Source organism: Streptomyces sp. cmx-4-9 (genome assembly GCF_046548835.1).
Lineage (GTDB): Bacteria > Actinomycetota > Actinomycetes > Streptomycetales > Streptomycetaceae > Streptomyces.
The window spans coordinates 59,850-82,638 of record NZ_JAEBEE010000010.1; the positions used below are offsets into that span (position 1 = coordinate 59,850).

The window sequence follows — 22,789 nt, forward strand, 5'->3', positions numbered from 1 at the left end:
CGGCGAGGGCTCGTACGGGGAGGTGTGGAGGCGAGTGGTGGAGCAGCTGACGCAGCACGACCCGAGACGGATCGGCCCCTTCGAGGTGCTGGGACGGCTCGGCGCCGGCGGCATGGGGCTGGTCTATCTCGCGCGGTCGGCGTCCGGACGACGGGTCGCGATCAAAACGGTGCGCACCGAGCTCGCCGAGGACCAGCTCTTCCGCGTGCGCTTCACCCGCGAGGTCGAGGCCGCCCGCGCCGTGTCCGGCTTCTACACCGCCGCCGTCGTCGACGCCGACCCGCGGGCCGCCGTCCCCTGGCTGGCCACCGCGTACGTCCCGGCACCCTCCCTGGAGGAGATCGTCAACGAGTGCGGGCCCATGCCCGCCCAGGCCGTGCGCTGGCTCGCCGCCGGGATCGCCGAGGCCCTGCAGTCCATCCACGGGGCCGGCCTGGTCCACCGCGACCTGAAGCCGTCCAACGTGCTCGTCGTCGAGGACGGGCCGCGCGTGATCGACTTCGGCATCGCCAGCGGGGTCTCCAACACCCGCCTGACCATGACGAACGTCGCCGTCGGCACCCCCGCGTACATGTCTCCCGAGCAGGCCAAGGACTCCCGCAGCGTCAAGGGCGCCAGCGACGTGTTCTCCCTCGGCTCGACCCTGGTCTTCGCCGCGACCGGGCACCCGCCCTACCACGGGGCCAACCCGGTCGAGACGGTCTTCATGCTGCTGCGCGAGGGACCCAACCTGGAGGGCCTGCCCGACGAACTGCGGCCCCTGATCGAGTCCTGCATGCAGATGGACGCCACCCTGCGGCCCACCCCGGCCGACCTGCAGGCGCAGCTCGCCCCGCACCTCTTCGAGGGCGACGACGAGAGCGGGACCGCCTCCGCGTGGCTGCCCGGCCGGGCCGTCGCGATGATCGAGGCCCGCCGGGCCGGGCACCGTACGCCCCCCGCGCCCGTGCTGCCCTCCCCGGGCCCCTCGTCCGGATCCCGTCCCGCCGCCGGCGGCGCGGGGCCCCGGGGGCCCATCTCCGGGCCCGCCACCCACCGCCGCCAGCGCGGCGTCGACCCCTGGCTGGACCCGCGGACCGGCCAGGCCGTCCCGCAGCGCCCGCACCACCCGCCGATGGCCCCCGCGCCCTCCGGCGACCCCGTACGCCTCGGCGGCTCCCCGGTGCCGATCGGCCCCGGCCCGCGGGCCACGGCCGCGGCGCCCGCCGGGCACTCCGCCGCCGACTCGGCCACCGCATGGGTCCGCCCCCCGGGCGGAACCGCCGCCCTGCCGTCCGGCCCGCCCGCCACCGGGCCGACGGTGCCCGCGCCCGCCGCAGGCCCGGACAGCGGCCGCTGGCGCCCGTGGCGCTTCCGCATGTCCAACGAGGTCTGGGGCACCCCCACCGTCTCCGGCGACCTGCTCTACGTGACCTCCTTCGAGGTGCACGCCCTGGACGTGGCCAGCGGCCGCCGCCAGTTCAAGACCCGCGACGTCGCCTGGTCCATGGCCGTCTCCGACGGGCGCATCCACGCCTCCGACGGCCCCTCCCTCTACGCCCTCGACGCCTCCGACGGCGCCGAACGCTGGCGGCTGTCCACCGACGCGTGGGTGTACGCCCTGCGCGCCGAGCGCGGCACCGTCGTCACCGCCACGCGCGGCGGCGGCGTACAGGCCTGGGAGTCCTCCAACGGCCAGAAGCTGTGGGAGCTCACCGGCGCCCAGAGCGACTTCGAGACCCCGGAAGCCGCCCCCGTCCTGCACGACGGCACCGTGTACGTGTGGCAGGACGCGCGGCTGCGCGCCCTGGACGCCCGCAGCGGCCGCGAGTCCTGGTCCTACCCCGTCGGCGACGCGGGCTCCTGCGGAAACGTCCCCGTACGGGTCACCCCCGCCCCCGACGGCAACGTCTACGTCTGCGCGGGCACCCGGGTGCTGTCCGTGGACCGGGCCTCCGGCCGGGTCCGCTGGCACTTCGAGGCGCCCGCGCCCTTCCTCGCGCCCCCGGCCTTCGCCCCCGGCGCCGCCGTCACCGGCGGCGGCGTCTACCTCGCCGACCACCTCGGCACCGTCTACGCCCTGGACGCGGCCACCGGCAAGGACCGCTGGCGCATCGCCACCGAGACGCGGACCTGCGCGGACCCGGTGCTCGTGGCCAACGGGAACGTCCACCTCGGCGCGGGCAGCGCCCTGTACACGCTCGACGCCGTCACCGGCACCCCGAAGTGGCGCTTCGCCGCGGGCGGTGAGATCACCGGCCTGCCGGCCGTCGCGGACGGCCGGGTGCACTTCGGTTCGGCCGACCACTGCCTGTACACGCTGGACGCGGCGGGCGGCCAGCTCCGCTGGAAGCTGGCCACCGGCGGGGAGATCACGGGCGCCCCGGTCGCCGAGGCGGGCGTGGTCTACGCGTGCAGCAAGGACCGCTGCGTGTACGCCCTCGATGCGGCGAAAGGCACGGGCACCCGTACCAGCGCCTGACCACGGCGGGCCCCGCCGGGTCGCGCGACGCACCGGGAGTGACAGGATGGACCCCATGAGCAACGTTTTCTTCGACATCACCATCGACGGTGCCCCCGCGGGCCGCATCGTCTTCAACCTCTTCGACGAGGCCGTCCCGAAGACCGCCCGCAACTTCCGCGAGCTGGCCACCGGCCAGAACGGCTACGGCTACGAGGGCTCCGGCTTCCACCGCGTCATCCCGCAGTTCATGCTCCAGGGCGGTGACTTCACCAACCACAACGGCACCGGCGGCAAGAGCATCTACGGCGAGAAGTTCGAGGACGAGAACTTCACGCTGAAGCACGACCGCCCGTACCTCCTGTCGATGGCGAACGCCGGCCGCAACACCAACGGCTCGCAGTTCTTCATCACCACGGTCGTCACCTCGTGGCTGGACAACAAGCACGTCGTCTTCGGCGAGGTCGTCGAGGGCCAGGACGTCGTGGACGCCATCGAGAAGCTCGGCTCCCCCTCGGGCGGCACCCGCAGCAAGATCCAGATCGCGAAGTCGGGCGTCGTCGAGGCCTGATCCCCGGCCCACCCGCACGACTGGACGGCCCCGCCCCCTCCCGGGGGCCGGGGCCGCCGTCACATCCGGCGGCGCCGTCCCACCCGGTGGACCCCACGACGCCCCCGCCCACGGCCGCGCGGCGGCCGCACGGACGTTTCCCCGGTGCGCGTGGGAAGTGCGGTACCGTTCCCGCCGTCCGTCCGAGGGGGAGGCAGCGCGCCATGAACGCAAGACGCCGGATCAGGTTCACCGCAGTGCTGGTGGCCGTCGTGTTCGCCCTGACCGGGTTCTCGTCGAGCGGCGGGAGCAGCGGCGGCAGCAGCGGGAAGAGCAAGAGCAAGAGCAGCAGCGGGGGCGGGTGCTCCAGCTCCAAGAGCAAGAAGAAGTCCCACGGCAGCAGCGGCAGCTCCGCCTCCGCCGGCCCCTCGCCCAGCCGGACCGCGCCGCCCGCCCACGCGGTCGTCGTGACCTGCGTCGGCGCGGGACGGACCGAGGCCACCGTCAAGGTCACCTCCGATGTCGACGCCGCACGCACCGTGAGGGTCCCGGTGGTCTTCGAGGACGGGAAGCGCGTCCCGCTGGACACCGCCTCCGTCCGGGTCGCCCTCAAGGCGCGCGAGACGAAGACGGTCACCGTCGCCATGACGCTGCCCGGCGCGGCCGCGCAGGTGGCGGACTGCACCGTCGGCCCCGTCGAGAAGGGGTAGCGCCACCGGGCAGCCGGCCCGTGCGCCTCAGCGCAGTCGGAACTCCGGGCCCAGGCGGCGGGAGCCGAAGAGTTCCGCCTGCCGCTCCGGGGCCAGGTTGCCCAGGGCGATCAGGGCCGGCGCCTGGGCCAGGGCCTGCCGGAGCGCGGCCTGCTTCGCCGACCACAGGGCCCGTACGGTGCCCTGCACCGCCTCCGTCGGGAAGCCGGCCAGGGTCTGCGCCGCCCGCAGCGCCGCCGGGAGCAGGCCGTCCGGCCCGGTCAGCTCCGACACCAGGCCGATCTCGTGGGCCCGCCGGGCGGAGAGCCGCTCCGCCGTGCCCATCAGGGACATCCGGGCGACTTCCCCGAAGGGCATCCGCTGCGCCATGTAGACGGCCTCGTAGGCGCTGACCATCCCGTACGTGGTGTGCGGGTCGAAGAAGGTGGCGCTGTCCGAGGCGATCAGGAAGTCCGCCTCGCCCAGCAGGTAGAAGGCCCCGCCGCAGGCCATGCCGTTGACCGCGGCGATCACCGGCTTCCACAGGTCGCACGCCTTGGGACCGATCGCCAGGAGCGGATCGTCGACCGAGTAGGGGGACGGCGGCTGCGGCACCTGCACGCCGCGGTCGATGCCGGTGCAGAACGCCGCCGACCCCGCGCCCGTCAGCACGACCGCCCGCACGTCCGGGTCGAAACGCAACTCCCGCCATGCGGCGGACAGTTGCCCCGCCGTCTCCAGGTCGATCGCGTTGTGCCGGTGCTCCCGGTCCAGGGTGAGGACGGCCACCCCGGGCGCCTGGTCCCGGTCCACCCGCAGCGTCACGGCTTCTCCAGGATCCAGCGCGGCACGGCCATCCCGTCCGTCTCGGTGAAGGCCACCTGGACGCGGGCGCCGATCCGCAGCCGCACCGGGTCCACCGAGTCGAGGGGGGCGTCGGCCGAGGCCACGAGGTTCCCCGCGAGCCGGATGTGCGGGGCGTCGGCGAGCTCCACGAGGATCACGTTGTACGGGGCCTGCGCGGCGTATGCGGGCAGCAGCGGCGGATGGGGCCGGACGTACGACCAGATCCGGCCGCGCCCGCTCATCAGCCGCCACTCGCCGTCGAAGGACCGGCAGTGCGGGCAGCACGGGCGGGGCGGGAAGCGCAGCCGGCCGCAGGCCGTGCAGGCCTGCACGCGCAGCTCGCCCCGGGCGGCGTACTCCCAGAAGGGGGCGCCGTCCTCGTCGGGCACGGGCAGCAGCAGCCGGTCGTCGCCGCCGGAAGTCGTGGTGGTCATCGGTCGCCTCCTCAGGCGCGCAGCAGGATCGCGGACGTCGGGACACCCTCGCCCGCCGTGACCAGGCAGGTCGCAGCGCCCGGCACCTGGGCGGTGGAGCTGCCGCGCAGCTGCTTCACGCCCTCGTTGATCAGGTTGAACCCGTGCACGTAGGCCTCGCTCAGTCCGCCGCCGCCGGTGTTCAGCGGGAGCCGGCCGCCCATCTCCAGGGCCCCGCCCTCGGTGAAGGCGGCGCCTTCGCCGCGACCGCAGAAGCCGTAGCCCTCCAGGGAGAGCGGGATGAGGGGGGTGAACGCGTCGTAGATCTGGGCGACGTCCACGTCCCCGGGCCCGAAGTCGGCTTGCTTCCACAGGTGCCGGGCGGCGGTCCAGGCGGGCCCCGACAGCGGGTCGTCGTTCCAGTAGTTGACCATGCCGTGGTGCTGGGCGGGCAGGCCCTGGGCGACGGAGTGCACGTAGACGGGCTTGCGCCGGCAGTCCCGGGCCCGCTCGGCGGAGACGATGACGCAGGCGAGGGCGCCGTCGGTCTCCAGGCAGTTGTCGAAGAGGCAGAGCGGATCGCTGATCATGCGGGAGGTCATGTACATCTCGCGGGTCAGCGGGCGTTCGTACATCATCGCGGCCGGGTTCTCGTTGGCCCGGTTGCGGCAGGCCATGGCCACGTTGAAGAGGTGGTCGCGGGTGGCTCCGTACTCGTGCATGTAGCGCCGGGCGAGCATGCCGATCTCGTCGGCGGGGCGCAGCAGGCCGAAGGGCCGGGTCCACTGGCCGGGCGTGGGCAGCTGGACGGCGGTGTTCTTCCAGGGGCGCGGGCCCGAGCCGCGCTTGCGGGAGCGCCAGGCGACGCCGACGGAGGCCTGGCCGGTGGCGACGGCGGAGGCCAGGTGGCCGACGGTGGCGCAGGAGCCGCCGCCGCCGTAGCCGATCTTGGAGAAGAAGGTGACGTCGCCGGCGCCGATGGCCTTGGCGACCTCCACCTCGTCGGTCTCCTCCATGGTGTAGGAGGAGAAGGCGTCGACCTCGGACGGGTCGATGCCCGCGTCGTCGAGGGCCGCCAGGATGGCGCGGCAGGCCAGTTCCTTCTCGGACTGCGGCAGCCGTTTGGCAAAGGCGGTCTGCCCGATGCCGACTATCGCCGTAGCGTCCTTGAGCGTTGCCGCCATCGCCACCTCCGGGGGTGCGCCAGTACTGACAGCCGCGAAGGCTACAGCTAATCTGACGGATAGTCAGCTACTGGCACCGGGGAGGGTGGACGATGGGCGAGGACGGACACCAGGCGCAGCGCGGCTCCGCACGCGGCTCTGCACGCGGTACCGCGTACGAAGCCTGGCAGGGCGCCGCGTACGGGGAGTACGGGACGCAGAGCGGTGACGCTTCGGAGGATCCGCGCGGGGACCTGCGCTGGGGCAGCATCGCCGCTCTGGTCCAGGACGCCGCCGCACGCTTCGCCGACCGGGAAGCCGTCGTCGACGGCCGCACCCGGATCAGCTACGCCGACCTCGGCGAACGCGTGGAACGCGCCGCGGCCGCCTGCATCGCCGCCGGCGTCGCCCCCGGCGACACCGTCGCCGTCTGGGCCCCCAACACCCTGGAGTGGATCGTCTCGGCCCTCGGAGCCGTCACGGCCGGCGCCGTACTCGTCCCCCTCAACACCCGCTTCAAGGGCGCCGAAGCCGCCTACGTCCTCCAACGCAGCCGGACCCGGCTCCTCTTCGTCACCGGCACCTTCCTCGGCACCTCCTACGTCGCCTCCCTCCGCCGCGCCGCAGCCGACGGCCCCGGCACCGGACCCCTCCCCGGCCTGCCCCACTTGGAACAGGTCGTCGTCCTTGCCGACGACGCCCCCGACACCTTCCGCACCTGGAAGGAGTTCCTGGCCGGCGCGGACGCCGTCCCCGCGGCCACCGTCCGGGCCCGGGCCGCCGCCATCCCCTCCGACGACCCCTCCGACATCATCTTCACCTCGGGCACCACCGGCAGCCCCAAGGGCGCCGTCATCACCCACGCCCAGTCCCTGCGCTGCTACGCCGTCTGGAGCGAACTCGCCGGACTCCGCGAGGGCGACCGCTACCTGATCGTGAACCCCTTCTTCCACACCTTCGGCTACAAGGCCGGCATCATCGCCTGCCTGATGCGCGGCGCCACGATGATCCCCCAGCCCGTCTTCAACGTGGACACCGTCCTCGCCAACATCGCCGCCGAACAGATCTCCGTGCTCCCCGGCCCGCCCACCCTCCACCAGTCCCTCCTCGACCACCCCCACCGCGACCAGCACGACCTCGGCGCCCTGCGCCTCGTCGTCACCGGCGCCGCCGTCGTCCCCCTCCGGCTGGTCGAACGGCTCCGCGGCGAACTCCACATCGACGTCGTCCTCACCGCGTACGGGCTCTCCGAAGCCGGCGGCATCGTCACCATGTGCCGCCGCGGCGACCCCGCCGAGGTCATCGCCGCCACCTCCGGACGCCCCGTCCCCGGCACCGAGGTGCGCATCGCCGACCGGGACGGCGCCCCCCAGCCCGTCGGAACCGCGGGCGAGGTGTGGGTCCGCGGCCACCACGTCATGCGGGGCTACTTCGAGGACCCCGCCGAGACGGCCCGGGCGATCACCCCCGACGGATGGCTCCGCACCGGCGACGTCGGCGTCCTCGACCCCGCCGGCAATCTGCGCATCACCGACCGGATCAAGGACATGTTCATCGTCGGCGGCTTCAACGCCTACCCCGCCGAGATCGAGCAACTCCTGTGCCTCCACCCGGACATCGCCGACGTCGCCGTCATCGGCGTCGCGGACGCCCGCCTCGGCGAGGTCGGCAAGGCCTTCGCCGTCCGGCGCCCCGGCTCCACCCTCACCGCGGACGACCTGATCGCCTGGAGCCGACGGGAGATGGCCAACTACAAGGTCCCGCGCACCGTCGAATTCGTCACCGAACTCCCGCGCAACGCGGGCGGAAAGGTCCTCAAACGCGAACTGCGCACCCGGGCGTAACGAAGGAACTGCGCACCCGGGCGTAACGAAGACAGGCGGCCGGGCCGGACCGGCCGGTCTGACAGATCCGGCCGGACTGGACGGTTTGGCCGGTCCGGGCAGCCTGGGGCCGGCTCAGCCGCCCCGGACGGCGTCCTGCCGGTCCGGCCGCCGCGCCAGGACCAGCCGCCACCGGGGCGCACCCGACGGCAGCCGGCCGAAGTGCTCCAGCGGCGCGGTCTCCACCGTGAAGCCCGCCGCCAGCAGATCGCGGCGCACCCCGCCGAACGGGAACGTCCGGTAGTACATGACGAACGGCGGCCGCCATACCGCATTGCGCACCCGCATCACCGCGTCGAAACCGGACACCGCCCACCACACCGGAGAACTCGGCGGGATCGGCGCCCCGATCGGGAAAGCGAAGAGCCCGCCCGGGCGCAGCGCCGCACGGACCCCCGCGAACACCGCGGGGCGCTCGGCCGGAAGGAAGTGCCCGAACGCCCCGAAGCTCACCGCCAGGTCGTACGCACCGCCGAGCCGCGCCGGCAGCTCCCGTACGTCGGCCCGCACCAGGTCCACGCGCTCGTCCGGGTGGGCCCGGCCGGCCTCGGCGAGCATGCCCGCACTGAGGTCCACCCCGGTCACCCGGCCACCGCACAACCGCAGCAGCATGCCCAGCCCGGCACCCGTACCGCAGCACACGTCGAGCCCGGGGCCGAAGGAGCCCAGCCGCTGGGCGAGGGTCTCCTCCACGGCGTCGAGCATCCGGTCCGGAGTCCTGAACGGCGTGCGGTCGAACTTCGGAGCGAGCAGGTCGTACCCGCGCTCCACCGAGGAGAGGGCCTGCACCGTCAGCTCGCGGACGCTCGGCCCCTGGGAGGTGAACACGCGCCCACCCTATGCGCCCCGCCCCGCCCCGCCCGATGGCGGACACACGGATGCGGCGGCCGCGATGGCTCCCCCTCCGGGCCACCGCGACCGCCATTCCCCCGTGCTTCCCCCCCCCCGGGACCCCCGTCCCCCGTACCCCCCGTGCCCCGCGCCGCCGCTCCCCGTGTCCCCCCGGTCCCCCCGTGGTTCCCCCGTGCGGCGTGGGGCCGTCCTGTGTCCCCGTGTGCCGGTGTGCCCGTGTCCCTACGGACGCGGCCCGGACGCGTGGTTGTCCAGCGTCTGGATCTCCTCGCCCGAGGCGTGGTTGTCCAGCGGCTTGATCTCGGCGCCCGAAGCGTGGTTGTCCAGCGTCTCGATCTCGACGCCCGAGGCGTGGTTGTCGAGCGGCTTCGTGTCGCCGTCGTTCGGCAGGATGTTCTCGTTCGTCGTCATCGGATCTCCTCTGGATGGGTCGGGCCCGCTCGGCGATTCCCCCGATGACCGCCGAACGGGTAATCCTCCGACCGACCCGGTAGGCCCCCCGACGCGCCGGGTCGATGCACCTATCGTGCCGGGAAGCGATAAACGAACGATGAACGCCGCGTTCAGCGGCCACAGCCCCCGCTCAGGCCGCCAGCTCCGAAGCCAGCAGCGCCCGCACCTCGGCCAGCTCCGCCGACCCCAGCTGCGCGAACACCGTCTCCGCGTCCCGCCAGCACGCCCGCGCCCGGTCGCTCTGCCCCAGCTGCCGCAGCGCCTTGCCCAGCACCGTCAGCACCGTGGCCCGCCGCCACTCCCCGCCGATCCCGCGCAGGGCGATGGCCTGCTCCGCGTGCGAGGCCGCCAGCGTCGGCCGGCGCGCGGCCAGGTGCGCCTCCGCCAGCCGGAAGTGGGTCACGCCCTCCCACAGCGGCTGCCGGTTCTCGTGGAAGAGGGACAGCGCCTCGGTGAGCTGCGCCAGGGCCTCCCCGAGCCGCCCGGCCTGCGTCAGGGCGATGCCCAGCGCGTACCGGCCGTTGGCCAGCCGCAGGGTCAGGCCCATCCGGTCGTAGATGGCGATGCCCTGCTGGGCCAGGTCTATGGCGCTGCTCAACCGCCCCAGCATCACGTGGATGCGGGAGAGGTTGCACAGGGCGCTCGCCTCACCGATGTTGTTGTCGTCGGCCCGGAAGTTCTCGATGGCCTCCAGCAGGAACCGCTCGCCGTCCGCGTACCGGCCCTGGTGCAGCGCGATGATCCCGCGGTCGTTGGGCGCCCAGCAGCTCGGCAGCGGGTCGTCGGCCTCCCGGGCGAGCGCCATCGCCTGCCGCGCCTCGTCGTCGGCCTCGGCGTTCAGGCCCGAGACCAGGTAGACCATGGTCAGCGTGGTCCGGGCCCGGCCCTCGGCCCGCGGGTCCTTCGCCGCCCGCGCCGCGTCACGCACCGCCCCCGCGGCCGATTCGTACTGCTTGGAGTTCGCCCCCGACTCCGCGAGGTCCTTCGCCGCCCACAGCAGGTCCACGGCACGGCGCAGCACGTGCGCCCCACCGCCGCGCGCCGCCGCCTGCCGTACGCAGGCCAGCAGCGGGTCCGCCTCCGCGTACAGCCAGTCCAGGGCGGCGCGCGGCTCCGTGAAGGACAGCCCGGGGTGGCGGGTCGCCGACAGGTGCGCCGGGAGGCGGTCGCCCGGGCGCTCCAGGGCGTACACCCCGGAGGCCGTGGCCAGGTAGAAGTCCAGCAGCCGGTCCAGGGCGTCCCCGCGGGCGCTCGCCGGCTGCTCGTCGCGTTCGGCGCACGCACGCGCGTAGAGGCGTACGAGGTCGTGGAAGCGGTAGCGGCCCGGCGCGGCCGATTCGAGCAGGGAGCAGTCGACTAAAGCCTCCAGCAGGTCCTCGGTGTCGTACTCGGGAAGATCGAGCACGGCCGCCGCCGCAGCCAGCGAGATGTCCGGGCCGTCGGGCAGCCCCAGCAGGCGGAACGCCCGCTGCTGAGCGGGTTCCAGCTGTCCGTAGCCCAGCTCGAAGGTGGCTTTCACGGCGAGGTCGCCGGCCTGGAGCTCGTCGAGGCGGCGCCGTTCGTCGGCGAGCTTGGCCGCCAGGACGGACACCGTCCAGGTCCGCCGGGCGGCGAGCCGGGAGGCGGCGATGCGGATGGCCAGCGGCAGGAACCCGCAGGCGCCCACGACGTCGAGGGCGGCCTGCCGCTCGGCGCGCACGCGCTCCGCGCCCACGATGCGCGTGAACAGCTGAAGGGCCTCCTCGGGACTCATCACGTCGAGGTCGACGAGGTGCGCCCCGGCCAGGCCCGCCATGCGGACCCGGCTGGTGACGAGGGCGGCGCAGCCCGCGGTGCCGGGCAGCAGGGGACGCACCTGCGCTGCGTCACGGGCATTGTCGAGCAGGACCAGGACGCGGCGGCCGTCGAGTGTGGAGCGGTAGAGCGCAGCCCGGTCGGCGGAGGAGTCGGGGATGGCGCTGTCGGGGGTGCCCAGGGCGCGCAGGAAGGAGCCGAGGACCGCCTCCGGCTCGGCGGGGCGGGCCTCGGTGCCCTGCAGGTCGACGTAGAGCTGCCCGTCGGGGAAGTGCGGGCGGGCGGCGTGGGCCACGTGCACCGCGAGCGTGGTCTTGCCGACGCCGCCGATGCCCGCCAGCGCGGACACGGCCATGACCTGGCCCTCGGCGCCGCCGGAGAGGATCGCGCCGAGCTCGTCGACGAAACTGGCGCGGCCGGTGAAGTCGGGCACGGTGGCGGGCAATTGGGCCGGCCTTACGTGGACGGAAGCGGCCGCGGCCACCGGTTCCTCGGCGCGGGCGAGGTCGGCGTCGGCGTTCAGGATGCGCTGCTGGAGCGCGGACAGCTCGGGCCGCGGGTCGACGCCGAGCTCGTCGGCCAGCAGCCGGCGCGTGTCGGCGTACACGGCGAGGGCTTCCGCCTGCCGCCCGCTGCGGTAGAGGGCGAGCATGAGCAGCTCGCGCAGCCGCTCGCGCAGCGGGTGCGCGGCGGTGAGGGCGGTGAGCTCGGAGACGGCCTCGGCGTGGTGGCCCACCTCCAGGTCCAGGTCGAGGCGGGTCTCCAGCAGCTGGAGGCGCCATTCGGCGAGGCGGGTGCGTTCGGTCTCGGCGTGCGGACCGGGCACCCCGGCGAGGGGTTCGCCCTCCCACAGGTCCAGGGCGCGGGCCAGCAGCGTACGGGCGAGGGTGCGGTCGCCGGCCGTCCGGGCCGCCTCCGCGTCGGCGGCGAGGCCGCGGGCGACGCCGAGGTCGAGGGTGGCGGCGGAGCGCAGCCGGACGGCGTAGCCACCGGACTCGGTGACCAGCAGCCCCGGGTCGAGCACCTTGCGCAGCCGGGAGGCGTACGTACGGATGGTGGCGAGGGCCTGCTGCGGCGGGTCCTCGCCCCAGATGGCGTCGATCAGCTCGGGCGCGGTGGCGGTGCGCCCGTCGCGCAGCAGCAGCACGGCGAGCAGGGCGCGCTGCTGGGGGGTGCCGGAGGGCAGGGCGTCGGCGCCGCGCCAGGCGCGGATGGGTCCGAGGACGGCGAACCGGGACCCGGAGGAGGGCGCCCCGGGGGAGGGAGACCCGGTGACGGGCGACCCGGTGACGGGAGACCCGGCGGAGGGCGCGCCCGTGACGGGGGCGGCGGCCGGGCGGCCGGCGGAAACCGGACCTCCGGGGGCCGGTTGGGCGGCGAGGGCGGTGGGCCGGGCTGCTTCGGGGTGTTTCCGCGGGTGCGGGATGGCCGGTACGCCGTCCATCTGTCGTCCCCCTGCCTTCCGTCGGTGTAAGGGCCAGTCTGCCCTGTCATGCGCGTACACGTCAGCCCGTAGCGGACCGATGGGCTCCCAACTAGCTGACGGTTCGTCAGATAGGCGCTACCGTAGCGAGTATGGAGACCTTCCCGAAGATCATCTCGGTGGACGACCACACGGTGGAGCCCCCTCACGTCTGGCGGGACCGGCTCCCGTCCAAGTACCAGGACATCGGCCCCCGCGTCGTCCGCGCCCCCCTGAAGGAAATGACCTTCCTCGGCGGCAAGTTCGCCCCCGTGATGGGAGCCAAGGGCGACGACGGGCCGATAGGCGACTGGTGGGTGTACGAAGACCTGCACCGGCCCCTCACCCGCCTCGACACCGCCGTCGGGTACGACCGCGACGAGATCAAACTGGAAGTCATCACCTACGAGCAGATGCGCCCCGGGTCCTTCTCGGTTCCCGACCGGCTCGCCGACATGGACGTCAACCACGTCCAGTCCGCCCTCTGCTTCCCCACCTTCCCGCGCTTCTGCGGACAGACCTTCACCGAAGCACAGGACCGCGAACTGGGGCTGCTCGGCGTACGGGCCTACAACGACTGGATGGTCGAGGAGTGGTGCGGCCCCCAGGCCCAAGGCCGCCTGATCCCCCTCACCCTCGTCCCCCTGTGGGACGCCCGCCTGGCCGCCGCCGAAGTGCGCCGCAACGCGGCGCGCGGCGTACGCGCGGTCGCCTTCTCGGAGATCCCACCCCACCTCGGCCTGCCGTCCGTCCACACGGACGACTGGGACCCCTTCCTCCAGGCGTGCGACGAGACCGGCACGGTCATCGCCATGCACATCGGCTCGTCCTCCCGGATGCCCTCGACCTCGGCGGACGCCCCGCCGGCCGTCGGCTCCACCATCACCTTCGCCAACTGCTGCTTCTCGATGGTGGACTGGCTGATGAGCGGCAAGTTCGAGCGCTTCCCCCGCCTGAAGATCATGTACGCGGAGGGCCAGATCGGGTGGATCCCGTACATCCTCGAACGCGCCGACGTGGTCTGGGAGGAGAACCGCGCCTGGGGCGGCGTCGCGGACAAGGTCCACCGGCCGCCGTCGGAACTCTTCGCCGAGCACGTCTTCGGCTGCTTCTTCGACGACCCCTTCGGCCTCAAGAACCTCGACTCGATCGGCGTCGCCAACGTCCTCTACGAGACGGACTACCCCCACTCGGACTCGACCTGGCCCAAGTCCCGCGAGGTTGGCGAGTCCCAGATGGGCCACCTGGACCCGGAGGTGGTGGACCGCATCGTCCGCGGCAACGCCATCGACCTCCTCGGCCTGACCCCGGAGGGGTTGTGGCCGGGCCGGTGAGGGTGGGGGGCTCGCGGGGCGGGGGCTTCGGAGGGTCTGGGGTGGCGGGGCGGTGTCGGTGGGGTGGGGCGGGGGCTTCGGGGGGCTCTGCGGTGCCTGGGCGGTATCAGGGAGGTGTGGGGGTTTCCCGTCAGTCCCAGGGTCCTTCCGGGGCGGGACGGCCCGTCAAGGGCGCTCCTTCGTCGCGTCGCTACGCGATGGCCTTCGGCCACCCTTGACCGGCCGTCCCGCCCCGGAAAGACAAGGACTGTCGGGAACCCCCCAAAAGGACGCTCACCGGGGACCGGCCAACATTCGGGCCGGCCAGCGATGGGCGGCCGAGTCGGGCGACGCATCAGACCATGACCCCTGCGGCTCGGCATAGCGGCCGCCGCCCGTCTGTGGCCGTACATAAGCCGCAAGCTCCCCGGTGCCCCCTGCCACTCGGCTTGGCGACTGCCACCCGCCTGTGGCCGTACATAGGCCGCAGGCTCTCCGCTGCCTCCTGCCACTCGGCTTGGCGACTGCCGCCCGTCTGTGGCTTGGCATAAGCCGCAGACCCTCCGCTGCCCTCCGGCGCCTGGTTCGGCGACTGCCGGTCGCCTGGGGCTGGGCATAGGCCGCCCACGGTCCGGTGCCCTCCGGCGCCCGGCTTGGCGGCTGCCGCCTCGTCCGTGGCCGAGGTGCGGGCCGCCGTAGGCGGGGTGTGCTCCCCGCCGCGGGCGTCTGCGAGCCGTCCGGGGGTGGGCACAGGCCGCTCGCGGCCCAGGAGAGCCACCTCCCCCCACTTATCCCTTTTGGGTGCCGGTCTGGGCGTGGATGGTGTCTTGCCGGAGTGTGACAGCGAGCGAAGTGGTCTCTGACTCCGTCAGAGCACCTTCGACCCCCGATGCGGCCCTTTAAGCGCCTAGTTGAGCCCCAAGGCTCCCTCCCGCAACGGCCGATGGCCGTTCACGGCCCCTACGGCCGTCGGAAGGCGGCTTGTGCGCCTTCCACATCGAGCCGCTCACCGCCCGATCGCCGCCCGCTCGCCGCAACCACCCCCGCAGGACTTGCGGCCCATGCCCAGCTCGGTGCGGTCGGCGGCCGCCAAGTTTCGCAGCAGTGGGCAGCGGAAGGCCTGCGGCCTATGCCCAGCCCCAGACGGCGGACCGCCGCTAAACCAGCCGCCGGAGGGCAGCGGGAGGCCTGCGGCCTATGCCCAACCCCAGACGACCGGCGGCCGCCAAGCCGGGCGCCGGAGGGCAGTGGACGGTGGGCGGCCTATGCCCAGCCACCGGCGACCGGCGGCCGCTGAGCCGAGTGGCAGGGGGCACCGGGGAGCTTGCGGCCTATGTACGGCCACAGGCGGGGTGCAGGCGCTATGCCGAGTGGCAGGGGTCATGGTCTGATGCGGCCCCCGACTCGGCCGCCCATCGCTGGCCGCCGCGAAGGGCTACCGGTCCCCGGTGAGCGTCCTTTTGGGGGGTTCCCGACAGTCCTTGTCTTTCCGGGGCGGGACGGCCGGTCAAGGGTGGCCGCAGGCCATCGCGTAGCGACGCGACGAAGGAGCGCCCTTGAGGGGACGGCCCGACCCGGAAGGACCCTGGGACTGACGGGAAACCCCCACACCTCCCTGATACCGCCCAGGCACCGCAGAGCCCCCCGAAGCCCCCGCCCGCCCTTCAGCGCCCCCGTCCCGCGGGTGCCCCCGTCTCGCGGGTGCCCCCGCCCCGCCCCACCGCCCCCGTCCCGCGGGCGTCCCCGTCCCGCGGGCGTCCCCGTCCCGCGGGCGCCCCCGTCCCGCGGCGCCCCCGCCCCGCGGCGCCCCCGTCCCCGCTCCGTCTTGCCTCTCGGCCCGGCTGCGGGGCATGCTTCGGCCGGGCGTAGCGGAGGGGTCAGCATGCCGGTGGACAGGCGAAACGTGGTCACGGCGGTGCTGTGTGCCGCGGCGGCTTTGGGGGCTTCTGCGGGGGTGGCCGTGCTGGTGCCGCCGCCCGAGGGGGGCGCGTCCGTGCGGGCGAAGGCGGCTCCCACCGGGGCGGTGGCGGATCCGGGGCGGACGCAGGCGGCGAAGCCGCAGCTGTCGTCCCCGCCCGCGACCACGCTGCCGCCGCCCGTCACGCCTCAGCCCGGGGGCCCTGCGGCCTTTACCGGGGCCCTGTTCACGGGGGGTGTGGACGGCGATCACTTCTGTACCGCGACGGTGGTGCAGAGCCCGGGGCGGAACCTGATCGTCACGGCCGGGCACTGCCTCCTCGACGGGGATCAGACGGGCGGTGATGCCGTGTTCGTGCCGGCGTACGCCAACGGCTTCGCCCCCTACGGCACATGGAAGCTTGAGAAGGTCTTCGAGGACGACCGGTGGGCCGAGGGGACGGACGACGCGTACGACCTCGCCTTCGCCCGCCTCGCCCCGGACGGGAAGGGTCGTGCGATCGAGGACGTGACGGGCGCGGCCGTGCTGGACACCAGTGGTCGTGCGGGTGGGGAGGTCACGGTGACGGGGTACCCGGCCGACCGCAAGGTCCCCCGTACCTGCACCGCGGTAGCCGTCCGGCAGAGCGCGACCGAGCAGCGTTTCGACTGCCCTGACTTCCCCGGGGGGACCAGCGGCAGCGCGTGGATCGCCCCCGACGGGAAGATCATCGGCATTCTCACCGGTGGTGACACCGATGACGTGTCGACCAGCACGGTCCTCGGTGACTACGCCGCCTCCCTCTACGCCAAGGCCACCGCTACGGCCAAGCCCACCGCCACCGCCACCGCCACCGCCACCGCGACCGCGACGCATACGCCCACACCCAAGCCCTGAGCGCCCGCCCTGAGCGCCCGCCCTGAGCCCCCGCCCTGAGCCCCCGCCCCAGGCCCTGGACCCGCGTCCCGGGCTCACACCCGGCGGGCCGGGCGGCCCGGGTGTCCGGTGCGAGGATCGGGCCGTGCTGAAGATCGTTGAGGAGATGGCCGGCCGGCTGGCCGAGGTGCCGGGTGTGGTGGGCGTCATGCTCGGTGGCAGTCGGGCGCGCGGGGACCACCGGCCGGAGTCGGACTGGGACCTCGGCGTGTACTACCGCGGCGGTCTCGACCTGGCCGCGATGGGCGAGCTCGCGGGGCCGGGGGTGGAGGTGGCCGGGCCCGGCGGGTGGGGGCCGTGGGTGGACGGCGGGGCGTGGCTGCGGGTGGACGGGGTGGCCGTGGACTGGATCCTGCGGGACCTGGACCGGGTCGAACGGGTGTGGTCCGAGTGCGCCGAGGGCCGGTACGAGGTGGGGGTGCAGCCCGGTCACCCGCTCGGGTTCTGGTCGCCGTGCTACGCCGGCGAGGTGGCGCTCGGGCGGGTGCTGGCGGATCCGGGGGGTGAGCTGACGGACCTTCGGCGGCGGGCCGGGCAGTACCCGGAGGCGCTGCGGCAGGCGTTGGTGGCGGGGGCCTGGGAGGCGGAGTTCCTGGTCGAGGGCGCGGTGAAGGGTGCGGCGCGGGCGGACGTCCTCTACGTCGCGCTGTGCCTGTCCCGGGCCGTCGGTGTGCTGGTGCAGGCGATGTACGCCGAGGACCGGCGCTGGTGCCTCAACGAGAAGGGTGCGCTGGCCGTGGCCGAGGCGCTGCCGTCGGCACCGCCCGGTTTCGGTCCGCGTGTGCGCGGGCTGCTGGCGGCGCCGGGCCGGAGCTCCGAGGAGCTGGTGGCCGTGGTGGACGGTGCGCGAGCCCTGGTCGCCGAGGTGCGGGCGGTGTTGGGCCGCCGTGCGGGGTAGCCCCGGGGCGGGCTCAGGCCAGCAGTCCGAGGTGGACGGGTTCCGCGGGCGTGTTCGCGAGCAGGTCCGCCAGGCGCGGGGGCCACAGGGGTTCGCCGAGGGAGGCCAGGCGCTGGGGTGAGAGCCACTGCCAGTGGATGCCGGGCTCTTCCAGGACGGGTTCGCGGTGGGGGCCGGTGGTGACGTAGATGTGCTCGTGCTGGCGGACCGGTATGCCCTGGTGGGTGAAGTCGTGCTCCCAGGTGCACAGGAGCCGGCCGGGGGAGAGGTCGGTCCAGCCGGTCTCCTCGCGCAGTTCCCGCAGGACGCACTGCTCGGGACTCTCGCCGGGGTCGATGCCGCCGCCGGGCGGGAGCCAGTGGATGCCGACCTCCACGTTGTTCTCGCGGAAGAGGAACACGGAGCCGTCGGGGGAGATGATGACAACGCGTGCTGCGTGGCGTGGAGTTCGCATCAGACCAGCGTAAGCCGGGGGCGGGGGCTTTGCGGAGGGGTCCGCCGGACCCGGGCGCCCCCAGCCGCGGGTGAGCCGTACGAGACCCCTGCGCGAGCCGTACGAGGCCGTACGCGCGCATGACGAGGCCTGTGCGCGAGCCGTACGAGGCCCGTGCGCGCGCATGACGAGGCCCGTGCGCGTGCATCACGAGGCCCGTGCGCGTGCATGACGAGGCCCGTGCGCGTGCATCACTAGGCCCGTGCGCGCGCCGTGCGCGGCCCCGTACGCGACCCGTGCGCGGCGGCCCCGTACGCGACCCGTACGCGACCCGCGCGCGACGCCGTGCGCGACCCGTGCGCGCCGGACCCGTACGCGACATGGAGCACCCGTACGGCCGCCTCCCGCCCCCCAGCCGCCCGCAGTCGGAGCCGCGCCGCGCCCGCCGCTCCCGAGGCGCGCAGTCCTGCTGCTGCCCGCCTCCGAAGATCGGCTGATGTACGGTCGGTCCAATGAGCAAGCACGCCCGAGCCCGCTCCCGTAGCCCGCGCAGGCCCCGTACGACGCCCGCGACGAGGCCGTCCCGTCGTGTGGCTCTCGCCGCCACCCTCGGCCTGATGACCCTGGGGGCGGGGTGGTTGTACGCCGCCCAGGATCCCGATGCCGCGGGTGCGGCGGTCCAGGCCCGTTCGGATGCGCGGCCTCCGGCGCAGGGCCGGGCCGCCCGCGATGCGGAACGGGACGTCATGCAGGGGCTGACCGGCATCAGTGAGCAGACCCGGGCCGGGATTCCGGTGGACTCGCGCCAGCTCGTCCTGGTCACGGGCAAGGCGGTGGACTCCTCGGAGTCCACGGCGACGCTGTACACGCGTCCGGCGGCGGGGGCCGACTGGGTGCGCGTGGCGAGCTGGCCGGCCCGCAACGGGGCCAAGGGCTGGTCCACGGAGCGGAGCTACGGCGACCTGACCTCCCCGCAGGGGGTCTTCGCGCTGACGGATGCGGGGGGCCTGCTGTCGCCGCCGCCGGGTACGCGGCTCCCGTACGACGAGAACCGTTCCTTCGTCGCGTCGGGCCGCGGGGTGAACGGCGAGTCCCTCGAAGGCTCCTTCGACTATGTCGTGGCGATCGACTTCAACCGCAGGCCGGGCCGTTCCCCGCTGGATCCGGCCAAGCCGGAGGGTGAGGCCAAGGGGGGCAACATCTGGCTGCACGTGGACCATGACGGTCCTTCGCAGGGCTGTGTCGGCATCCCGAAGGAAGCGATGCAGAAGGTTCTGCAGACCCTCGACCCGGCGGCGAAGCCGGTCATCGTGATGGGGCCGGAAGGCTTCTGAACCGGGGGCGGCGCAGCGGTCCGGCGTAGGCCCCCGCGCAGAAGAGCGCCCCCGCGCAGAAGAGCGCCCCCGCGCAGAAGGGGGCGGGCGGCGGGCGGCGGGACCGGGACGGGAGGGATCCGTATCCGCCCCACCCCCTGCCGCCGCCGCCCCCGCCCGCCCCACCCCCTGCCGCCGCCGCCCCCCGTCCGACGCCCCCATGTCCGACGCACCCCTTGTCTGACGCCCCGTCAGCTACGACGATGGCCCCGCACCGGTAGGGCGAATCGGCAGACGAAGGCGAGGCGGGGCCGGTATGGCGCGCGTGTTCACCGAGGGACGGCTGGTCTACGGGATGCAGCTCCCGATCCAGTCGCAGAGCACCATCTACGCCGAGCCCTGGGAGGCGGCGGCGACGGCGGCCGACCTCGCCGAGGTGGCGCGGGCCGCGGACCGGGCCGGCTTCGGGTACCTGGCCGGCTGTGACCACGTGGCGATCCCGCGGCGGCTGGCCGGCCCGATGAGCACCGTCTGGTACGACCCGGTGGCCACCCTGGCCTTCCTGGCCGGGATCACCGAGCACGTGCGGTTGCTGAGCCATGTGGCGATCCTGGGTCTGCGCCACCCGCTGGTCAGCGCCAAGCAGTACGCCACGCTCGACCACCTCAGCGGCGGCCGGCTGATCCTCGGGGTCGGCGCCGGGCACGTGCAGGAGGAGTTCGAGGTGCTCGGGGTGGACTTCGCGCGCCGCGGGGCCGTGCTCGACGAGACCCTGGACGCGCTGCGGGTTGCGCTGGGTCCCGAGGAGTACCCGGAGTTCGAGGGTGAGCTGTTCGCGTTCAAGGACCTCGGCCAGCTGCCCCGCCCCGTCCAGGAGCGGATCCCCGTCTGGGTGGGCGGCTCCTCCGGTCCTGCCGTGCGCCGCGCCGCCCTGCGCGGTGACGGCTGGCTTCCGCAGGGTGACCCGCGGGAGCGGCTGCCCGTGCAGATCGCGCGGATCAGGGAGCTGCGGGCCGGTGCCGGCATCACCGGTCCGATGGAGTTCGGCGCCATCACCGAGCCGCTCTACGTCGGGGAGCCCGGCTGGGACACCGGCCGCCGGACCCTGACGGGCAAGGCGGAGGTGCTCGCGGAGTCCCTGCGGGAGTACCGGGCGCTCGGCGTCGACCAGATCCAGGTGCGTTTCCGCAGCCGGGACCGGGCCGAACTCGTGGACCAGATCGCCGCGTTCGGCGCGGAGGTCGCGCCGCACCTCAACGACTAGGAGTACGGCATGGGCAAGCTGGACGGGCGGGTCGTCCTCGTCACGGGTGCGGCGCGCGGGCAGGGGGAGCAGGAGGCGCGGCTGTTCGCCGCGGAGGGGGCCGCGGTGCTCCTCGGGGACGTGCTGGACGAGCAGGGTGCGGCGGTGGCGAAGGAGATCGGCGCGGACCGGGCCCGGTACGTGCGGATGGACGTGAGCCGGGAGGAGGACTGGGCGGCGGCGGTCGCGGCGGCGAAGGAGTCCTTCGGCCGGGTCGACGGGCTGGTCAACAATGCCGGCATCCTGCGCTTCAACGAGCTGGCCTCGACCCCGTTGGAGGAGTTCCAGCAGCTGGTCCAGGTGAACCAGGTCGGCGCGTTCCTCGGCATCAAGGCCCTGGCTCCGGAGATCGAGGCGGCCGGGGGCGGGACGATCGTCAACACGTCCTCGTACACGGGTCTGACGGGCATGGCGTACGTCGGCGCGTACGCGGCGACCAAGGCGGCGATCCTCGGGCTGACGCGGGTGGCGGCGCTGGAGCTGGCGGCGAAGGGGATCCGGGTCAATGCGATGTGCCCGGGGGCCGTGGACACCCCGATGGCCAACCCCGGCCTGCTGGATCCGGCGGGGATCACGGACGAGGCCCGGACGGCGATGGCGGAGCTCTACCAGCGGGTCGTGCCGCTGGGCCGGGTGGGCCGGCCGGAGGAGGTGGCCCGGCTGGCCCTCTTCCTGACCAGCGAGGACTCCTCGTACATCACCGGGCAGCCCTTTGTCATCGACGGCGGCTGGATGGCGGGTGTCAGCCTCCTCTGAGGTCAGCTGATGGAGCGTCAGGTATTGACGCTCCCGCCTCCGCGGTGGAACAGTCGGGACATCCAATCTGACGCCACGTCAGAAACCAAAGGACGGTGAACCCCCTTGGAATTCGGGCTCTTCGTGCAGGGATACGTGCCTGAGGCGCGGTCCAGGGTCGACCCCGAGGCAGAGCACAAGGCGCTGGTCGAGGAGACCGAGTACGTCATCCAGGCCGACCAGTCCGGCTTCAAGTACGCCTGGGCCTCCGAACACCACTTCCTGGAGGAGTACTCGCACCTGTCGGCGAACGAGGTCTTCCTCGGCTACCTCGCCGCGGCCACCGAGCGCATCCACCTCGGCTCCGGGATCTTCAACCCGCTCGCCCCGGTGAACCACCCCGTCAAGGTGGCCGAGAAGGTCACCATGCTGGACCACCTCTCCAAGGGCCGCTTCGAGTTCGGCACCGGCCGCGGCGCGGGCAGCCACGAGATCCTCGGCTTCATGCCCGGCATCACGGACATGAACCACACCAAGGAGATCTGGGAGGAGACCATCGCGGAGTTCCCCAAGATGTTCCTCCAGGAGGAGTACGAGGGGTTCCAGGGCAAGCACTGGTCGCTGCCCCCGCGCAAGGTCTTCCCCAAGCCGTACGGCAAGGCCCACCCGGCCATGTGGTACGCCGCCGGCTCCCCCTCCTCGTACGCGATGGCCGCCAAGAAGGGCCTCGGCGTCCTCGGCTTCAGCGTCCAGAAGGTCTCCGACATGGAGTGGGTGCTGGAGCAGTACAAGACGGCCATCCAGGAGGCCAAGGCCATCGGGGCGTTCGTCAACGACAACGTCATGGTCACCTCGACCGCGATCTGCGCCGAGACCCACGACAAGGCCGTCGAGATAGCCGTCAACGCCCACATGAACCGCTTCCAGTCGCTGGTCTTCCGCTACCACGACACCTTCCCGCGGCCCGAGGCCATCCCTCAGTGGCCCGAGACCCTCCCCGAGTACAACGCGGAGATCATCGAGCTGCTGATCGCGGAGGAACTGCTGATCTGCGGGGATCCCTCAGAGGTCCGCGCCCAGTGCAAGCGCTGGGAGCAGGCCGGGGCCGACCAGCTCTCCTTCGGCCTGCCGACCGGGGTCTCGTACGAGGACACGATGACCACCATCAAGCTCATCGGCGAGCACGTGATCCCGCACATCGACACGGACCCGGTCCACCGCACCACCCGCTTCCGCGAATCGGCGTAGGCCGCCGCGCCGGGCCCCCGCCCGGCTCCCCGTACGGGGACGGCGTCTTCCCGGACCGCCGTCCCGCACCGGCCCCGGCCGGAGGCATGCCGTGGCCGCGGCCGGTCCGGCGGCCTCCGGCCGGGGCACGCGGGCGTTCCACGGTCCCGGGACCCGGCCCGTACAGCG

General features: G+C 73.6%; 18 protein-coding genes. 11 read left to right on the plus strand and 7 right to left on the minus strand.

The genetic code is table 11. From position 1 onward, the window contains the following. Positions 1-34 precede the first annotated feature (34 nt). The 3 genes from ACLJTM_RS28960 to ACLJTM_RS28970 all read left to right on the plus strand — a co-directional run bounded on the left by ACLJTM_RS28960 (position 35) and on the right by ACLJTM_RS28970 (position 3,700). Positions 35-2,461: a PQQ-binding-like beta-propeller repeat protein gene (locus ACLJTM_RS28960; protein WP_411106708.1), complete on the plus strand. Its 2,427-nt coding sequence runs from the start codon at positions 35-37 to the stop codon at positions 2,459-2,461. A gap of 55 nt (positions 2,462-2,516) precedes the next feature. Further along, positions 2,517-3,011, plus strand: a complete 495-nt coding sequence (locus tag ACLJTM_RS28965; protein ID WP_411106709.1) for a peptidylprolyl isomerase — start codon at positions 2,517-2,519, stop codon at positions 3,009-3,011. A 203-nt stretch (positions 3,012-3,214) separates the two neighbouring features. Further along, positions 3,215-3,700, plus strand: a complete 486-nt coding sequence (locus ACLJTM_RS28970) for a hypothetical protein (RefSeq protein ID WP_411106710.1) — start codon at positions 3,215-3,217, stop codon at positions 3,698-3,700. 27 nt (positions 3,701-3,727) lie between these two features. Here the strand turns inward: ACLJTM_RS28970 and ACLJTM_RS28975 are convergent, their stop codons facing one another. From ACLJTM_RS28975 to ACLJTM_RS28985, 3 genes are read right to left on the minus strand one after another with little or no spacing between them, the layout of a single operon-like run. Next, a complete protein-coding gene (locus tag ACLJTM_RS28975; RefSeq protein ID WP_411106711.1) occupies positions 3,728-4,504 on the minus strand; it encodes an enoyl-CoA hydratase/isomerase family protein in 777 nt (258 codons plus the stop codon). After that, positions 4,501-4,959: a Zn-ribbon domain-containing OB-fold protein gene (locus ACLJTM_RS28980; RefSeq protein ID WP_411106712.1), complete on the minus strand. Its 459-nt coding sequence runs from the start codon at positions 4,957-4,959 to the stop codon at positions 4,501-4,503. Before ACLJTM_RS28980 ends, ACLJTM_RS28975 begins: the two co-directional genes overlap by 4 nt. An 11-nt stretch (positions 4,960-4,970) precedes the next feature. Continuing rightward, positions 4,971-6,122 carry a lipid-transfer protein gene (locus ACLJTM_RS28985; RefSeq protein ID WP_411106713.1) on the minus strand — a complete coding sequence of 384 codons (1,152 nt, stop codon included), beginning with the start codon at positions 6,120-6,122 and terminating at the stop codon, positions 4,971-4,973. 92 nt (positions 6,123-6,214) lie between these two features. Here ACLJTM_RS28985 and ACLJTM_RS28990 point away from each other — a divergent pair, with 92 nt between their 5' ends. Further along, the gene (locus ACLJTM_RS28990; protein ID WP_411106714.1) at positions 6,215-7,945 is read left to right on the plus strand and encodes a FadD3 family acyl-CoA ligase; all 1,731 of its coding nucleotides are present in this window, start codon (positions 6,215-6,217) and stop codon (positions 7,943-7,945) included. A gap of 114 nt (positions 7,946-8,059) precedes the next feature. Here ACLJTM_RS28990 and ACLJTM_RS28995 read toward each other — a convergent pair whose 3' ends face one another. From ACLJTM_RS28995 to ACLJTM_RS29005, 3 genes are all read right to left on the minus strand, one after another. Next, positions 8,060-8,812 (minus strand): class I SAM-dependent DNA methyltransferase, encoded by a 753-nt coding sequence (locus ACLJTM_RS28995; RefSeq protein WP_411106715.1) that lies wholly within the window; start codon positions 8,810-8,812, stop codon positions 8,060-8,062. 246 nt (positions 8,813-9,058) lie between these two features. Further along, entirely contained in the window at positions 9,059-9,247 is a 189-nt protein-coding gene (locus ACLJTM_RS29000) for a hypothetical protein (protein WP_411106716.1), read from the minus strand. A gap of 172 nt (positions 9,248-9,419) precedes the next feature. After that, positions 9,420-12,527 carry a BTAD domain-containing putative transcriptional regulator gene (locus ACLJTM_RS29005; protein WP_411106717.1) on the minus strand — a complete coding sequence of 1,036 codons (3,108 nt, stop codon included), beginning with the start codon at positions 12,525-12,527 and terminating at the stop codon, positions 9,420-9,422. A 131-nt stretch (positions 12,528-12,658) separates the two neighbouring features. Between ACLJTM_RS29005 and ACLJTM_RS29010 the strand changes: the two genes are divergently transcribed. The 3 genes from ACLJTM_RS29010 (at position 12,659) to ACLJTM_RS29020 (ending at position 17,589) form a co-directional block, all read left to right on the plus strand. Next, positions 12,659-13,879 carry an amidohydrolase family protein gene (locus ACLJTM_RS29010; protein WP_411106718.1) on the plus strand — a complete coding sequence of 407 codons (1,221 nt, stop codon included), beginning with the start codon at positions 12,659-12,661 and terminating at the stop codon, positions 13,877-13,879. A gap of 2,134 nt (positions 13,880-16,013) precedes the next feature. Further along, positions 16,014-16,652 (plus strand): trypsin-like serine peptidase, encoded by a 639-nt coding sequence (locus ACLJTM_RS29015; RefSeq protein WP_411106719.1) that lies wholly within the window; start codon positions 16,014-16,016, stop codon positions 16,650-16,652. A gap of 145 nt (positions 16,653-16,797) precedes the next feature. Beyond that, a complete protein-coding gene (locus ACLJTM_RS29020) occupies positions 16,798-17,589 on the plus strand; it encodes a nucleotidyltransferase domain-containing protein (RefSeq protein ID WP_411106947.1) in 792 nt (263 codons plus the stop codon). 13 nt (positions 17,590-17,602) lie between these two features. On the opposite strand, the gene ACLJTM_RS29025 is transcribed toward ACLJTM_RS29020, so the two are convergent. Then, positions 17,603-18,043, minus strand: coding sequence for an NUDIX hydrolase (locus tag ACLJTM_RS29025; RefSeq protein WP_411106720.1), 441 nt, complete (start codon positions 18,041-18,043; stop codon positions 17,603-17,605). Between the two features lie 491 nt (positions 18,044-18,534). On the opposite strand from ACLJTM_RS29025, the gene ACLJTM_RS29030 reads away from it, so the two are divergent. The 4 genes from ACLJTM_RS29030 to ACLJTM_RS29045 all read left to right on the plus strand — a co-directional run bounded on the left by ACLJTM_RS29030 (position 18,535) and on the right by ACLJTM_RS29045 (position 22,621). Next, complete coding sequence (locus ACLJTM_RS29030; RefSeq protein WP_411106721.1) at positions 18,535-19,356, plus strand: hypothetical protein; 822 nt, start codon at positions 18,535-18,537, stop codon at positions 19,354-19,356. Positions 19,357-19,651: 295 nt separating this feature from the next. Then, positions 19,652-20,599 carry an LLM class F420-dependent oxidoreductase gene (locus ACLJTM_RS29035; RefSeq protein WP_411106722.1) on the plus strand — a complete coding sequence of 316 codons (948 nt, stop codon included), beginning with the start codon at positions 19,652-19,654 and terminating at the stop codon, positions 20,597-20,599. 9 nt (positions 20,600-20,608) lie between these two features. Next, positions 20,609-21,394 carry an SDR family NAD(P)-dependent oxidoreductase gene (locus ACLJTM_RS29040; RefSeq protein WP_411106723.1) on the plus strand — a complete coding sequence of 262 codons (786 nt, stop codon included), beginning with the start codon at positions 20,609-20,611 and terminating at the stop codon, positions 21,392-21,394. Positions 21,395-21,499: 105 nt separating this feature from the next. Then, positions 21,500-22,621 carry an LLM class flavin-dependent oxidoreductase gene (locus ACLJTM_RS29045; protein ID WP_411106724.1) on the plus strand — a complete coding sequence of 374 codons (1,122 nt, stop codon included), beginning with the start codon at positions 21,500-21,502 and terminating at the stop codon, positions 22,619-22,621. Positions 22,622-22,789 lie beyond the last annotated feature (168 nt).